The organism is Sphingobacterium humi (assembly GCF_009768885.1).
GTDB lineage: Bacteria > Bacteroidota > Bacteroidia > Sphingobacteriales > Sphingobacteriaceae > Sphingobacterium > Sphingobacterium humi.
Genome location: NZ_WSQA01000003.1, coordinates 1 through 16,393 on the forward strand (window position 1 = coordinate 1; position 16,393 = coordinate 16,393).

Genomic DNA, 16,393 nt, shown 5'->3' on the forward strand with positions numbered 1-16,393 from the left:
TTTCAATGCAAAACTTAAGGCTTTTAGAAGTGTATTTCGAGGAGTTAGAGATACTACCTTTTTCTTATATCGGGTGATGAAATTGTATGCTTAAAAATTATTACCCCCCAAACTTTCGGTATGATCCCAAGTATTGTCATCGTGAGCTGTCATCCTGAGCGAAGTCGAAGGACTGGTACGTCAAATACAATCAGCAATATCTTAGAAAGGGCTTAATTAACGAAAACAATCTAGTATAGTAGGAAGTTAGTTTCATCCCTTCAAGATATATGTCGTCAGCGTTTCAAGGTCTTAGCACCGCACAGCATATAAAAAAGAGATATGCTTCAAAAATCAAAAAACCTCGATGGAAAAAGTATGGTTATTTTTTAGAGATGGAAAGCTTTCATTAAAAGGTACTTTGTCCCTACAACACTATGTCTAAAGACTTAGGAAATTCATACCTGTAGTTTGTGATGGCAAAACACATTCTTGGTCACAAAATAAGGTCAATAATTAAGGCAAAATGCTAAGAACAGCAATTACCGATGCGGGGGCATACGACATCTTTGTTAACCAAATAAGGTATATTTAATATTCGGCCTGAATGATTTTTGTCATCAGGGAAAGGGTGTATCGCTTCAAAGAGGTAATGAACGATGCACATTTATAACAGAAAATCCTTTGGCTTATAGAAGTGCAATCGTATTAAAAATCATGAAAGAAATTTCTCAACGCTAATGATTTTTAATGCTTTTTTAGAAAGTTTGAAATGAGTTTGATGTTTGAATTTTGCACATGATACATTTTAGATAATTCTACCCACCTGTCTAATGCGCTCTTTGTCTGCTCAATAACTTCCTCTATAAATTTTTTAGATAATTTTGATTCCTGCCCTAGTTTTCTTAAATGTTCGATATTAGGGGTCTTACCTTGCCCCATGACCATCGTGCTTTGCTCACCATTTGGCCCACTTGAAAAAGTAAGATCGTAAGCAGGGGCAACCTTCCATTCACCCTGTTCATCCATGAGGAAGCTGAAGTTCTTGGCGTGGTCGTCTCTATTATGAGCCAACACATTAAAAACAGCAAGACGGTACATTTTTTCCACTTCACGAATATCTTTGGTTAGTGCTCCTGTTAAATTGAGCAAATCTTCATAGTCTAATGATGGTGTTCTGAAATCACTGTGCAACAAGCCACATACTGTATGCATGTGTAATCGCCTATCGCTTTCTCTATCAAAACGCTTTACTGCAAAATAACCAGCTCCTTTTTTCGATGAAAATAAATGCACTTCCGGCATGAACACACCTGCTTCTTTCGCCAAAAGCGCATAAACATATTCAATAGCACCAGCGTCGTAACCATCTTGGGCATTAGGAAACTTAACCAACCATGGTTCGAAGTGATTTTCAAGCTCTTTTGCTCCATATGAAATACTATTTCTATCTGCACTTAAACCAATCAAACCTTTGGGACGTGCTCCTCCAGAAGATCCGTTTAAAGCTAATAATTCTGGAAGAACATCTTCGGATGTACCTTTTAATACATTTTCTGTTTGTGTGGCTAGACAATCTAAGTCAATTATCTCATGCTCATTTGTAGGGCTATAATCTGGTTCATATACCAAAGCTCCCATGCCAAATAATCCGACATGTGCCAAACGCTCCAACGGAGAAATACTTGCAGGTAATATACCTTGCGATTTTGCCATCCGGTCAAAAAGTAAACGACCCCAGCCATCAGGTAAACTGTCGCTAAACACGCCAGCCAATCCTTCAAAAGGACGCATAGGAAGCTCTATAATACCGGTTTGAAGAGGCAAACGGAAAGGAGAAATTTCCAGGCCTTTTTGTAAGAATTCAGGATCATACTCAAAATAAATAACACGATCACGTATAGCTAAACGCCCTACTTGTTGAATTCCAGAGCCAAAATTCAACCCAACCTTAACTTCTGAAGTGGAATGGATCATTTTTTACGCCCTCTTTTTCGTGAAACAGTACGAGTGTCCTTTAAAACATCGTCTATGGAGGTAAAAGTTGGTTTTGTAGGTTTGAGCACGTTAATTATATCTTCTAATCCGCCAACAACCAGGAGAAGCTTCAAAAGAGATTCTAATGAAATAGCACCCTTTTGCTCAAACTTTCGCAAAGTAGCTAAAGGTACGCCCGAACGTTCAGCTAAGCCTTCTTGGGTTAATTCCATCGAAAGCCGCCTAGCCCGAATGTTTTCTGATAATTTTTGCTGTGCTTTTGATACGGATATAAATGATATCATTATATTTGTTAATAAACTTTAACTATGTTTACTAATACTATAGTATTACAAATTTAATAAATTTTAAAGAGAAAACTACTTCGACTGAATAGTTTATCGTGTTACAAAATCTTCTGGCACAATGCATGAAATATCATATTAACGTAGATCATGCAAAACCCTCAACAAAAATATTATGTTTCGTGTCAGATAAAGATGCTTTTATTAGCAAAGCTTTTTATTAACAATAAAATATTCGTTTTATAAATCAATGGCGAGAACAAGTTAATACCTAGTCATATCCCCACCCAGCCTTACTTCGTCATCACGTCTATCAAAGGCCTTCTATAATCATGGTCCTTTTCCGATAACTCCAATTCCCGATCTGCCAAATCGATATTTAAGAACAGTTCCGAATACAATTCCTCCTGATCCTCTTCAAAAAACAACTTCAACCGATAGTATTCACTTTGATTTAAATCTACCGGCATTTCGTTTAAGCTAAAAGCCGTGGCATATACTGGATCTTTAGTAAATCCTTTCGTCGTAGCTACACCATATAATTCCGCCAAAGCCTGAATAAAAGTATCGCTTTCTGCACCAATTGAACTTAGTTTAACACCATTCGGAATAAAAGAACCTTCAGCCGATATATCGCCATCCACAATTCCGGCAGGAATGTTTGCATTAACTTCTATCGCTAAACCAATAGTTTTGTCTTTATACAGTCCTTTTGCCAGGTAGATATGCGAGGTATCCGTCTTTGTTTCATCAGTAATTTTTAGGAAAACATCAATAAATCCTTCTTCCGGATCAATACGTTGGGTAATATCTTGTAATTGCATAAGTGCTGCCTGTTGAGGTTTATTCGTATTGCCGCAGCCAAGCATAAATAGGAAACTAAAGAATAGGGGATAGGTAATTTGTTTTTTCATGGCAATGTGCAGCTGTGCTATAATTGTTTTTCTTTTAGGCCACAAAAATGGTTCCTTAATTTGAAAATTAAACGATTACAGTATAAAGTGAGTGACTTTGTAGATTGTTGTAGCAGTCGTAGTGGTTCGACTTCGCTGCCAATTACATGTTTTTGCAACATGTTGCTAATAAACATATTAAGTATTACTGATTGCATTGACGCACCAGTCGTTCGTCCTTCGACTTCGCTCAGGATGACAGTTCACGATGACATGTTTGCACAAAACGCTGTAAGTAAGGTGGTTATGCATTGTTGTTTGCATTGACGTACCAATGGTTCGTCCTTCGACTTCGCTCAGGATGACAGCTCACCATGACAACCCTGGCCACAACGCGACACAAAGCGGGCCGCAGTTTACTAGCATAGCGTGCCGTAGTTTGTAAGCAATGCTTAACAAGCAATGCTACTTAATGTCATCACCTAACAATAAATTTTGCAAACATTTTACCCCCTCACGATGACAGCTCAGGATGACAAATCGATGACAGCACTGACCAAAACGCAGTACAAAGAGGGCCACAGTTTACAATATAGCTAACCAAATGTCTCACAGCTAGGTCTAAATACTAACTACTCCATACTAACTACTAACTACTTTATACTAAATACTATTCTCCCCCCTTTCTCACCCCTTTCACACCCCTTTCAAACCCCTTTGCCAAGGGTGCTGAATGGGGAGTGAAAGAAGCCAAAGTAGCCTTTGCAAAAAACTGGAGTCCTAGGATGTTCTAAGTTAATCTCAACCATTGATTTGCAAGTTAACATCGATTACTTTATGCTGATTTTACCATGAAATCCGATGAAATGCTTTATTTTAGTAAAAAATACGTGTAAAAACTTTATCATTTGTTGGCTGAGCGGATAGCCAACAAAATTTAGCGCCTATATAAGATGTCAATTAGTGAGATTGCCAAGCATTTAAACGTATCGAAGTCCACTGTTTCTCTGGTTATTAATGGGAAGGCAGAGCAGGGGCGTATTAGTCAGGAATTGGCTAAGCGCATTATGGACTATGTCAATGAAATTGGTTACAAGCCGAATGCCTTGGCAAAAAGCCTGGCAACCGGCAAGACCCATACCATTGGCTTGATTGTTGAAAATATTGGCGACTCCTTTTTCGGGCCTATTGCCCTGCATATTGAGGAATACCTGCGCCAGCACGGCTATTATGTGCTGTATAGCAGCACCCTTGGCGAGGAGGATATTGCACGCAATATTGTGCAGGCCATGGTAGATAAGCAGGTGGAAGGTCTTATCCTTTCGCCAACCATTGGGCAGGAAGCCCAGGTGATGCAGGTATTGAAAAATAAAATGCCGCTGGTGATCTTTGATAGACGTATTCCGGGTGTGGAAACCAATTATGTGGGAACCGATAACTACACGGCCAGTAAGAAGGCCGTAGAACACCTGTTTGACAGTGGCTTTTCGCAAATCGGGATGATCACCATTGATTCCCAACAGCCGCAGATGCTCGATCGTTTACGTGGCTATCATGAAATCATCGCCAAGCGAAAAGCAAAACCTCAACTGCTGCAACTTTCTTATACCCTGGAGCGGCCAGATCGCATACAGGCTATCAAGGAATTTCTACAAAATAACAAACAGTTGGATGCTTTGTATTTTAGTACCAACTACTTATGTGTCTCTACCCTGAAGGCTATACAATTGTTACCAAAGGCAAAGACCTATGGCATGCTTGCCTTTGACGATCATGAGCTTTTTGAACTGTTAAACCCTAAAATCTCCTGTATCCGTCAACCCTTGGAAGATATCGCAAAAGCTATCGTAGCTACCTTAATTGCCCAAATTAAGGAGCCCAAAAAATCATTTACCGACCAAGTTATTCCTTCCGATTTAATAATCAGGCAGAGTTCTCGCTAAAAAAAATTTGGAACTTATTCGTTTAAGGCATACCTTTATTCTAATTGCAAAACCGGTTTTGCAAAAGAACCTACTATTTACCATTATAAATCGACTATGTCAAATGCAAAATTTTCAATCTATTTGGGAACGATATGTAGCTATATTGTTTGTGCGGCCTTAAGCGCTCCACTGTCTTATGCCCATGGGGGATTTGACGCGGAAAATACAGCAACCAAATATGTACAACAACAGTACAGCGGTCGGGTTACAGATCATCAGGGCGCAGCTTTGCTGGGCGCTTCGGTTCGAAATCTGAACTCCAATGCCGTCACCTTAACCGACGATGCAGGTCGGTTCAGCATCTCCGGAAAAGTAGGAGATAACCTCGAAATAACCTACACTGGCTATGAACGTGTGACCGTTCAGCTTCAAGGCAATACCGAGATACAGGTACAACTGACCTCAACCATGCAAAATGTGGAAGAAGTGGTGGTGATGGGGTATAACAGCCTTCGCCAATCGAATATCTCCGGGGCGGTAAGCCGTGTAGATATGAACGTTGCCGATAAACGCCGCGTGCAGGATGTGGGGCAATTGCTGCAGGGACAAGCTGCGGGTATTTCCGTCACCCAATCTACCGGTCAGCCCGGTGATGCCATCGATATCCGCATTCGCGGGGTAGGAACCATTGGCAACAATTCACCTTTATTTATTATCGATGGGATACCAACGACGAACTTCAGCTTTATTAATCCGGCCGATATCGAATCCTTGTCCGTTTTAAAAGATGCCTCAGCAGCCTCCTTATATGGTTCACGCGCTGCCGCAGGGGTCATCTTAGTAACCACGAAGCGGGGTAAATCGGGGCAAACCCGCATCGATGTCAATGCCTATACCGGTATTCAGCAGGCCAGCAACTTGCCGACCATGATGAATACCGAGCAATACCTGAATACCATGGAGAAAGCCTGGCGCAATACCAATGCCACAGGCAGCAATCCCTATACCGTGCAAAAAACACGTACCGACCTGGCCAATACCGATTGGTTAAATGAACTGTTTGAAACGGGGAAAACCAACAGCTTTCAGCTCTCGGCTTCCGGTGGGTCTGACAAAGTAACCTACATGTTGTCAACAGGCTATTACGGTCAAAATGGTATTGTGGTTAATAATAACGATCGCTATCAGCGCTTGGAAGCACGTTCCAATATCCATGCGAAATTGAGCGAGCGCGTCGAAGTTAAGAGTAATATCCTGTTGAATCATCAGGATAAAATGGCGGTTTCCTCCCGAGGCGATGCACCGGGCATTATTCGCCATGCCTTGTTACGGCCGCCAGTGCTGGGGGTATATAAAGACCCGAGCGACCCGACCTATCGTGTGGATAATCCCTATACAGATTTACCCTTCTATAAAGGGCCAAAAGACTTCCAATCTGGCTTGTACGAATGGTCTCAAAACCCAGTAGCCTTGGCTAATTTCTCTAATAACAACCTGAAGCAATTCAAGGTGTTTGGTAATGTGGAAGCGGCGGTGAATATTTTAAAAGATAAATCTTTACGCTTTCGTTCCAATGTGGGTTTGGAGTTGAACTTTAACCATAACAAAGCCTTTTTCACCAACTTTGGCGATGATGAACGGGTAGACCCAACGGTGGATGTGGGGCAGGGCAGGGTCAACCGTCCGAATGGTTTAAATGAAGATCGGGGTGAAGATTATACCTTGACTTGGAATAATGTGTTAAACTATGATAAGACCTTGGGCGACCATCAGATTAATGCTTTGGCGGGTACTGAATTTATCAATAACCAAAGCAGCTCCATCAATGCCTCCCGCAGAAGATTTGAATATACCTTAGATAGGTTCCAATACATGGACTTGGGCGGCACTTCGCAAGATCTATGGAATGGGGGCTTTGCTCAGGAATGGGCTTTATTCTCGCTGTTTAGCTCAGCAACCTATTCCTATAAAAATCGCTATACCCTAACGGGAAATATTCGTGCAGATGCTTCCTCTCGTTTCGGCTCCGACAATAAATGGGGTTATTTCCCATCGGTAGCCCTAGGTTGGATTTTGACCAACGAAGATTTCTTCCCCAAGAATGAAGTGCTCAATTACCTGAAATTAAGAGCAAGTACCGGTAAGCTGGGGAACCAAAATATTACCAACTATGCCTACCTCACGTTATTTAGCCGCGAAGGAAATATTACTCGATACGGAAATCCTGCCTTAAAATGGGAAACTACCCTGCAAGATAACCTGGGTTTGGATATGCAATTGTTAAACAATACCCTGGAATTGAATGTGGATGTGTTTAAAAAGAAAACCAAGGATATTTTATTAGCCGTAAGCCTCCCAACTTTCGTGGGCAATGTAGATGCCACCTATGTGAATGCCGGACAAGTGGAAAATACAGGCTTCGAATTAAACCTGCGCTATAAAAACAGCCTAGCCAATGACGGGCATTACAGCTTTGGGGGGAACTTAACCCATATTAAAAATAAGGTAGCTGCCCTGCACGAGAATGTTCCACGTATCATTGGTGAGGTATCGCGCGCGGAAATTGGCCAACCCTTAGATGTGTATTACGGATACCAAATGGATGGCATCTATCAAAATGCAGCCGAAGTAAAAGCTCATCAGCATGGCGTCACTACGCCAGTAAGTAAACCTGGGGATATCCGATTTAAAGACCTCAATAATGATGGTATCATCAATGATGCCGACCGCACTTTTATCGGTAATCCGATTCCACGCTGGTCTTATGGTATGTTTGCTGCGGTAGATTATAAAGGATTTGACCTGAATGTGTTCTTCCAAGGGGTAAAAGGAGTAGACCGCTACAATGACGGTATGCGCATTGTAAACTTCGATTCCCGCCCGTTTAACTATACCACCCGGATGTTGGATGCCTGGGATGGCGAAGGTTCCAGCAATAGCCTGCCACGAGTTGCCTTTGAAGATACCGGCATCAGTAAGTTCTCTACGCTTTACATTGAGGATGCTTCTTACCTACGTTTGAAAAATGTGGAACTAGGCTATTCCTTTGGCAAGTTTTTGAACAACTGGGGCGTAAATGCTGCGCGCCTGTATGTATCGGCACAAAACCTATATACCTGGACCAAGTATACCGGATTAGATCCGGAGACGACAGACTTAATTGATAAGGGAACCTATCCCCAATCAAAAACCATCTTATTAGGTCTTAACTTTAATTTCTAAGTCATGAAAAAATTAACCCTCTATACGCTAGGATCGATGCTGCTGTTCAGCAGTTGTTCAAAATGGTTGGACAAAGAGCCTATTGGTATCCTGACCAAGGAACAGGTGCAGGTAGACCCCACCGAAGGAACCGTAACAACAGGTATTGACAATGCCTACAGACCCCTCTCTTATACGTTGAATTTATTTGGAAACTGGGATTGGATCGGTGGATTAGTAATTCGCCCGGATTTCTTACTGGAAGATATTGCTGCTGGCGATGCCAATAAAAAATGGGCTCCCGATGGCGACCAAGCCTGGATGGATGATGTAGCCAATTATAATTTTACCGCAGAGAACGGCGCTTTTGCCGGTATTTGGAAATACAATTATGAGGGGATCTCTCGTTGTAATATGGCGATATTCCAATTGACCGATGCGACCACCCTTTCCAAAATAAACATGGCCGAGGGCAAGCGGAAGCAGCTATTGGCGGAAGCCTCCTTCTTACGGGCTTTTTTCTATTTCGATTTGCTGAAATACTTTGGCGATGTGCCGATGGTCTTGAAACCGCTGACCGATTTTAACGAGGCCTATGAAGTGGCAGTACGGACGCCGAAGGCTGAAGTATATCAACAAATAAATACCGATCTGCAGGTTGCCATTACGGGTTTTCCCGACGGCCGTTTCAGTAACCAATCGGAAAAATGGCGCGCCTCCAAAGGAGCAGCATTAGCCTTGGCCGCCAAAGTAGCCCTATTTCAGGAAAACTGGAAAGAAGTGATTAGCAAGGTGGCAGCCATTGAACAAATGGGCGTATATGACCTCAATGCCAATTATTTCGATGCCTTTGACGATAGTAAAACCTATGTGGAAAAGGAGAATATTTTTATCTATGACCACGAGCCGGGGAAACAACCTAGCAAAGGCAATGGATTTACCGCCCTACAGGGTTGGGGTTTTATGGCACCATCGGCCAACTTCTTAGCGGCCTTTGAAACAGGCGATCCGCGGAAAGCATTGACGGTAAATACGGCCGATCAGGCGGTTTACAAACTCTTAGGGGCACAGAATGCCAATAACAAGGGAAATGATAATTCTCCGGTCAACCGGATCTATATTCGTTATGCCGATGTGCTGTTATGGAAAGCGGAAGCCTTGATTAAAGATAATCAGGTGGCTGCCGGCGTTGCAATCATCAACAAAATAAGGAAACGGGCGCGGGGTGCCAATGCGGCGGTATTGCCCGATCGTGCCGCGAATACCACGGATGCCAATGTGGCCATGGGCTGGTTGCAACAAGAGCGCCGCGTGGAACTGGGCTTGGAAAGCCATCGTCTGTCGGATTTACGACGCTGGAAAATTGCCAAGGCTACCTTGAATGCCATGGGCAAATCCTTTGCAGATAAGCACGTATTATACCCGATTCCGCAGGCAGAAGTAGATAAAACAGTAGGTAAAATTTCACAAAATAATGGATATTAAGCTATGATTAGATTCGTTAAGTTCACTTTCTTACTCCTCATCACGAGCTTGCTTGCATGCCGTGATGCAAAACTCGTTCAATCAACTACAAGGCCGGCCTGGACCTTGGGTGGTTTCCACCGTCCGGAAGGCATCAATCCGATTATATCTCCCGATTCTACAACCAGCTTTCTAGATCCCATGTCGGGCAAGCAGGTGCATTGGGAGGAAAATGACACCTTTAATCCGGGTGCCGTGGTGAAAGATGATACCTTATTCGTGTTGTACCGAGCGGAGGATAAATTTGGCATCGGCATTGGCTTTCGCACGTCCCGACTGGGCTTGGCTAGCAGTACCGATGGTCTTCATTTTAACCGAAGCAAAGAACCGGTACTCTATCCCGCAGCAGACGGGCAGAAGAAATACGAATGGCCGGGTGGGGTCGAAGATCCCCGCGTGGCGGTTACGGAAGATGGTACCTTCGTGGTATTCTATACGCAATGGAATCGGGATACGCCGCGCCTAGGGGTGGCTACCTCGAAAGACCTACGAACCTGGGTAAAGCATGGTCCTATTTTCGCAAACGCAGCCTATAAACCTTTAATGAGTACTTCCCATAAATCGGCCTCCATCTTGACGACGGTAAAGAATGATAAGCTGGTAATTGCAAAAATCAATGGAAAATATTGGATGTACTGGGGCGAGCATGGTGTAAAAGGGGCAACTTCCGACAACTTGATCGATTGGGAACCGGTGCTAGACGCGAAAGGTGAGCTGGCTAAATTCATCGAAACCCGACCGGGGTATTTCGATAGCGCATTAACGGAATGCGGCCCACCGGCGGTACTGACCGATAAGGGAATCCTGTTGCTTTATAACGGTAAGAATCATGATGAAAAGGAGCAAGCCGATCCGCGGTTTACCTTAGGTACTTACAGCGCGGGGCAGGTTTTGTTTGATAAAAATGATCCTACGAAAGTATTGGAGCGATTGGATACGCCGTTTTTGCGACCTATGGAAGATTTTGAAAAAAGTGGGCAATATGTAGATGGAACGGTGTTTTTGCAAGGCTTGGCCTATTACAAATCCAAATGGTTTTTATACTACGGCAGTGCAGACTCTAGAGTGGGGGTTGCGGTTTATGATCCGAAAAACCCAAGTGCATTTGATCCATTGCCAACTAGCAATTAAACCTATGAAAAAGGAATTGATTCTTTGTATCGATATTGGAGGAACGCATATTACCAGCGCTGTTGTGGATAGGGATGCCATGCAACTGGTTGATCGTTCCTTTTGTTATCAGCCGGTGGATAGTCAGGGAAGCCGGCAAGCCATCCTCGCCGATTGGGATCAGGCCATACAACAAAGTTTAGCCAGCATAAACAAGCCGCTGGAGGCTATGATGATCGCAATTCCAGGCCCTTTTGATTATACCCAGGGTATCTGTTTAATGGATGGCATGCATAAATATCAATCTTTACTGCACTTGGATGTGAAAAGCTACCTAGCCGTAACCTATGGCATTCCAAAATCGGCTATCTTTTTCTTCAATGATGCCCATGCCTTTCTATTGGGTGAAATCTACCATCAGCACTGGTTTGCAAAGCGGGTGGTCGGCCTGACCTTAGGAACAGGATTGGGATCGGCTTGGTATGATAAAAGCCAGCTGAAAGACTTGAACTATGGCTCGGCATCCTTTCGGGAGGGCATTGCGGAAGATTACATCTCTACCCGGGGGCTTTTGGGCTTCCTGGCCGGTAAATCGAATAGGAGCTTTGCCAATGTGAGGGAATTGGTGGAAGATGAGGCGGCAGCAACAGAACAAAAGCTAGCCTTTGATTTTCTTCGGGAAGCTTTACGGGAGTTTATACAAGCTTATATTCTTCCTTTGGAACCGGATGCTATTGTGATTGGGGGCAGCATTGCTAAGGCAGAACGTTTCTTCCTGGCACAATTGCAGGCCGAGGTTCCCATTCCTATACAATTGGCTTCCATGGACGAGAAGAATATATTTTATGGCATGGCGGCAAGCCTGCCAAACAGCTAATTATTGAACTAAATCTGAAATTATATGAATAACGTTTGGAAATATGCTTTGATAGCCTCTCTCGGGGGCTTTCTGTTCGGCTTTGAAACGGCCGTCATCTCCGGAGCAGAACAAATTATACAGCGCTTATGGGCATTAGATGCGTTTTGGCATGGCCTAACTGTTTCTATTTCTTTAATAGGTACCATTTTGGGAGCGTTGCTAGCAGGTCGCATTTCAGATCGCTATGGCCGCAAGCCGGTCTTGCTGGTGATTGCTTTGTTGTACTTGTTTTCAGCCATTGGCTGTGCCCTTTCGCCCTATTGGAGTTTCTTTTTGCTCTTCCGATTGCTGGGCGGGCTAGCCGTCGGGATCAGCTCGGTGGTAGGACCGGTATACATCTCGGAGATTGCCCCTTCTAAAGATCGTGGTAAACTGACCGGGCTCTTCCAGATCATGATCGTCAGTGGTATTTTTATTGCCTACCTCACCAACTTCTTGTTTGCCGATACGGGCGAAGATTCCTGGCGCTATATGTTGGGGATTATGGCCTTGCCCGCACTCTTGTTTTATGTGCTGTTGCGGAGTATTCCCGAAAGTCCGCGTTGGCTTTTGTTGCATAAGGGTAAGGAGGAGGCTGCTCAGGTGTTTCAATTGCTGGGACAGCCGGTACAAGCTGCTCCGGCTACTAGCAAGGGACAAGTTTCCTTGTTTCAAAGCCAATATATGAAACCTATTGTTTTTGCAGTGCTGCTGGCCTTCTTTAATCAGATGACGGGGATTAATGCGATTCTGTATTATGCACCACGGATTTTTGAAATGGCCGGCTTTGATGCGAAACTTAGCTATTTACAGCCTATTTTTATTGGGGGTACCAATGTGTTTTTTACCCTATTGGGCATGAGTATTATCGATCGGATTGGCCGGAAGAAGTTATTGCTATCCGGTGCAATCGGTATGTTTATCTTTTTACTGCTAACGGCCTTTGGTCTGAAGGGTGAAAACTCAGGCATGCTGCTGTATTATATTATTGGATTTATCGCTTCCTTCGCGCTATCGCAAGGTGCGGTGATCTGGGTGTTTTTAGCCGAGATCTTTCCCAATGAGGTACGTGCGCAGGGCTCGTCTTTAGGGAGCACTACGCACTGGGTATTTGCGGCTTTAATTTCCTGGATATTCCCTGTTATTGTGGAGTCCGTGCCGCAAGGGGGTTATTATATCTTCTTGTTTTATGCCATTATGGTGGTCTTGTCCTTTATCTTCATCCTGTTTATTCCCGAAACGAAAGGGAAATCTTTGGAAGATATGGATAGCATCGTGCATTAATCAGCGACCCGATTGCTTCTATTTCTTTTTGAGGTAATCGGCAATCGCCTGATAAGCGGGCAGAGAATACGGATCATTGGCTGTATTGCTGGCGGTATGGTGCGAGGCTAAGCGCACCAGCACCATTTCGGCAGCCGGGTCGATGTAGATGGCTTGGCCATGTACGCCGCGGGCGGAAAAGGCACCGTCTTCATTATGGGCCACCCACCACATGTTGCGGTAGCTCCAATTCTTTAAATTCGTGTAGCCCGCTTTGGCGAAATCTTCCTGACGTCCTCCTTTTCGAATGTCATCGATTACCGCCTTCGGCAGCACTTGTTTCTTATTAAAATAACCGTTGTTACGGATCATCTCCCCAAACATCGCCAGGTCGCGGAGGTTGGCATTGAAGCCTCCGCCGGCAAAGGCAATACCCGATCGGTCGATCTGATAGTAACCATCATGATGCGCGCCAATAGGTTGCCAGATTCGCTCGGATAACAGGTCCGGGATGCTCTTGCCGGTCACCTTGCTGATTATCCAGCCCATGGCATCGGTATTGATAGTTTTATAGCCAAAGGCTTGGCCATGGCTACCCGCCTTATGTACGGTTTGCAGAAATTCATAGTAGTTTTTAGGGCCTTTGTAATCTGCAGGAAGGGGAACCGGATTGCCAGCCGCAGAGAATACCCATACATCGGCTTTGGGGTCAGCATAATCTTCGCTATAGTCCAGCGAAGTTGTCATGTCCAGTACCTGCCGGATCGTGGCATCACCGAACGCCGAATTCGCCAATTCCGGCACGTAATCTTTCACCAGCTTATTTTCATCCAGCACACCCTCGGCCAGCAAAAGGGCGCCCAGCGTGCCTGTAAAAGTCTTACTAACCGACATCACGGCATGCGTACCTTCGGGATCTAACTCGCCAAAGTAACGCTCATACACTACCTTGCCTTTGTGCAACACGATAAATCCGTCGGCATAAGTCTCGGCCAGGGAAGTTTCTATACTAACTGGTTCGTCTTTCCCTAGGGGAATAAATGTTATATTGCCGATTTTAGCGTCGAGTTTTTGTTTGAAGGAATAGTTGCCTTGGTCTGCAGAGCGCACCACCTTGGTCGGGAAGAACTCCCGCATATGGCAAACGCTATAGCGAATGGCTGGAAATTCAAAAAAACTCCCGTCGAAAAGGGAGACCGTGCGGTTGGCTGCCGGTGGAAATCCTTGCATCCAACCCAGGATTTTAGGGTCCGATTGTGCGGCAGTTAAAGGTTCTTGTGCGTTCAAAGTGGTAGAAATAGTTAAAGCCAGTAGGCTGCTGTAAAGCTTGTTCATCTGTGCTAAGTGTTGTCTACTAGTATAAGGAAAAAGAAGGGGAATTTGTTTGTTAGCGGTTACAATCTTTGTTTTTACGCTATATTTAAAAATAATACCGCCAATTATTGAATAATGGTAAAAAAATTATCAAATTAGTCAACATTCAAATTAACTATTAATCGAGAAAATAATTAAACAGGATGATGGGTGCAAAAATGCAGTATAGATTGTTGTGGGAACGGGTAAGAACCGGCGATGAGCAGGCTTACTTCGACCTGTATGCACAATTGTATCCAGAATTGGTCCGCTTCGGGGTAAGAACCTTTGCCGATAGCGATCTGGCTAGTGATGCAACGGACGCGGTATTTCTCAGTATTTGGGAAAAAAGAGATAGCTTAGATCGGGTGGAAAATGTGCAGTCTTATCTGCTGACCATGTTGAAGCGCAAGATGATACGTTTGCTAGAGCGAAAGCAGAAACTTAGCAATGCCCTTAGCAGCATGCTGGACCAAGATGAATGGACCGAAATGCCTTATGAGGAGTTTATTATCCGCGTGCAGACCGATGAACTTGTGCAGCATAAATTGAAGAATGCCCTGGCCAAATTGTCCTTTCGCCAAAAACAAGTCGTCCAATTAAAGTTCTTCGAAAACCTGAGTTATGAACAGATTGCCGAACAGACCCAGATGTCGGTAAAGACCTGTTATAACACTTTATACGATGCATTAAAATTAATGCGTAGTGTTTTTTATGATTTTTAATCCATTCACTTTCAGTTTGTTGAAAAATAGTTTGCATTTTTCTTAGGCAAAATATCCTTTCTTGGGCACTATAGTATAAATGCCTAAAAGTATGCGTGATAATCCCATAAAGGAAGTTGAAGATTTCTTGATCGATCCTACTTTTCAACAGTATTGTGGAAAAGAGAACGAGCTCAGCATGCGTTATTGGCAGCGTTATATCCAAGCACATCCCGAACAATCGGAAACTATCGCACAGGCAAAAGAACTCTATCATATCCTAACAGCGAATCGGAAGCCTATTCCGCAACAGCTTGAACAGTTGAAAACAAAGCTGGCTAATCAGGCTATTCCACAACTGAACGTTCGGAAATTTCCTTGGGCAACTTGGGCGGCCGTTGCAGCTTTGTTTATCCTGACGCTAGGGGTATCCTATTGGTTTCTGCAATCTCAGGATACAGCGACCCAGCAAGAGGCTGCTTCGAGTAGTTTGCAAGTCGTGGAAACCAAAAAAGGGGAGAAGAAGCGATTTGCTCTTAGCGATGGTACTTGGGTAACTTTAAACGCTGCGAGCCAACTAACCATTCAAGAAGATTTCAACAAAGCAACCCGTAAAGTGAAACTCATAGGCGAGGCCTATTTTGAGGTTGCAAAAAATAAAGAGAAACCATTTCAGTTGGAAACTGCTGATTTTGATATCCATGTCTTAGGTACGGTCTTCAATGTTAAATCCTATCCGGGGGAAAAGGAATCTGAAGCCTATTTGCTGGAAGGGTTAATTGAGATGCACAGTAAGGGGAAAAATAATAACGCCATCTTAATTAAGCCTAACCAACGGGTCTCCGTACTGCGGACTACCTTGGAGGATGCACCTGCATTGCAGAAAAGCAATCTCCAACAGATGCCGAAACTAGCAGCACAGGAAATCGTGATTCAGGATATCCGCCCGCATGCTGTGGCTGCGGAAATCCCAGACATCGCCTGGAAACATGGCCGATTGGTGATGGATGAGCAACCCTTTGAGGAGGTGATTGCCATGTTGGAACGCTGGTATGATGTCGATATTAGTCTGGATGACCCTCAGTTGTTAGACTATCGCTTTACCGCCACCTTCCACAAAGAAAACATCCAGCAAGCCTTGGAAGCCCTTCAAAAAGTACAACCTTTTAAATTCAATAGCTATGGAAAAAAAATAACGATCTCAAAACAACAACACTAAAAAAGGACGGCGTGTGAACACCATCCTTTAGCACGATTAAAA

Annotated in this window: 12 protein-coding genes; 8 read left to right on the top strand and 4 right to left on the bottom strand. The window is 43.9% G+C overall.

Features of this window, described 5'->3' with window-relative positions:
- Window positions 1-726: 726 nt before the first annotated feature.
- From GQF63_RS04235 to GQF63_RS04245, 3 genes are all read right to left on the bottom strand, one after another.
- Window positions 727-1,956 (bottom strand): type II toxin-antitoxin system HipA family toxin, encoded by a 1,230-nt coding sequence (locus tag GQF63_RS04235; protein WP_160367874.1) that lies wholly within the window; start codon window positions 1,954-1,956, stop codon window positions 727-729.
- The gene (locus GQF63_RS04240) at window positions 1,953-2,261 is read right to left on the bottom strand and encodes a helix-turn-helix domain-containing protein (RefSeq protein ID WP_212592466.1); all 309 of its coding nucleotides are present in this window, start codon (window positions 2,259-2,261) and stop codon (window positions 1,953-1,955) included. Before GQF63_RS04240 ends, GQF63_RS04235 begins: the two co-directional genes overlap by 4 nt.
- Window positions 2,262-2,554: 293 nt before the next feature.
- Complete coding sequence (locus GQF63_RS04245; RefSeq protein WP_160367875.1) at window positions 2,555-3,175, bottom strand: hypothetical protein; 621 nt, start codon at window positions 3,173-3,175, stop codon at window positions 2,555-2,557.
- Between the two features lie 932 nt (window positions 3,176-4,107).
- Between GQF63_RS04245 and GQF63_RS04250 the strand changes: the two genes are divergently transcribed.
- The 6 genes from GQF63_RS04250 (at window position 4,108) to GQF63_RS04275 (ending at window position 13,096) form a co-directional block, all read left to right on the top strand.
- Window positions 4,108-5,097, top strand: a complete 990-nt coding sequence (locus GQF63_RS04250) for a LacI family DNA-binding transcriptional regulator (protein WP_160367876.1) — start codon at window positions 4,108-4,110, stop codon at window positions 5,095-5,097.
- Between the two features lie 96 nt (window positions 5,098-5,193).
- Window positions 5,194-8,301: a SusC/RagA family TonB-linked outer membrane protein gene (locus GQF63_RS04255; RefSeq protein ID WP_160367877.1), complete on the top strand. Its 3,108-nt coding sequence runs from the start codon at window positions 5,194-5,196 to the stop codon at window positions 8,299-8,301.
- A gap of 3 nt (window positions 8,302-8,304) precedes the next feature.
- Entirely contained in the window at window positions 8,305-9,765 is a 1,461-nt protein-coding gene (locus GQF63_RS04260) for a RagB/SusD family nutrient uptake outer membrane protein (RefSeq protein WP_160367878.1), read from the top strand.
- Window positions 9,766-9,768: 3 nt separating this feature from the next.
- Window positions 9,769-10,935: a glycoside hydrolase family 130 protein gene (locus tag GQF63_RS04265; RefSeq protein WP_160367879.1), complete on the top strand. Its 1,167-nt coding sequence runs from the start codon at window positions 9,769-9,771 to the stop codon at window positions 10,933-10,935.
- 4 nt (window positions 10,936-10,939) lie between these two features.
- Entirely contained in the window at window positions 10,940-11,791 is an 852-nt protein-coding gene (locus tag GQF63_RS04270) for an ROK family protein (RefSeq protein WP_160367880.1), read from the top strand.
- 24 nt (window positions 11,792-11,815) lie between these two features.
- Entirely contained in the window at window positions 11,816-13,096 is a 1,281-nt protein-coding gene (locus tag GQF63_RS04275) for a sugar porter family MFS transporter (protein WP_160367881.1), read from the top strand.
- Between the two features lie 18 nt (window positions 13,097-13,114).
- Here the strand turns inward: GQF63_RS04275 and GQF63_RS04280 are convergent, their stop codons facing one another.
- Window positions 13,115-14,410, bottom strand: a complete 1,296-nt coding sequence (locus tag GQF63_RS04280) for a serine hydrolase domain-containing protein (RefSeq protein ID WP_160367882.1) — start codon at window positions 14,408-14,410, stop codon at window positions 13,115-13,117.
- Between the two features lie 182 nt (window positions 14,411-14,592).
- Here GQF63_RS04280 and GQF63_RS04285 point away from each other — a divergent pair, with 182 nt between their 5' ends.
- Together GQF63_RS04285 and GQF63_RS04290 are read left to right on the top strand one after the other, a co-directional pair.
- Window positions 14,593-15,153, top strand: coding sequence for an RNA polymerase sigma factor (locus tag GQF63_RS04285; RefSeq protein WP_246163296.1), 561 nt, complete (start codon window positions 14,593-14,595; stop codon window positions 15,151-15,153).
- 91 nt (window positions 15,154-15,244) lie between these two features.
- On the top strand, window positions 15,245-16,351 hold the full coding sequence (locus GQF63_RS04290) for a FecR family protein (protein WP_160367883.1): 1,107 nt from the start codon (window positions 15,245-15,247) through the stop codon (window positions 16,349-16,351).
- Window positions 16,352-16,393: the final 42 nt, after the last annotated feature.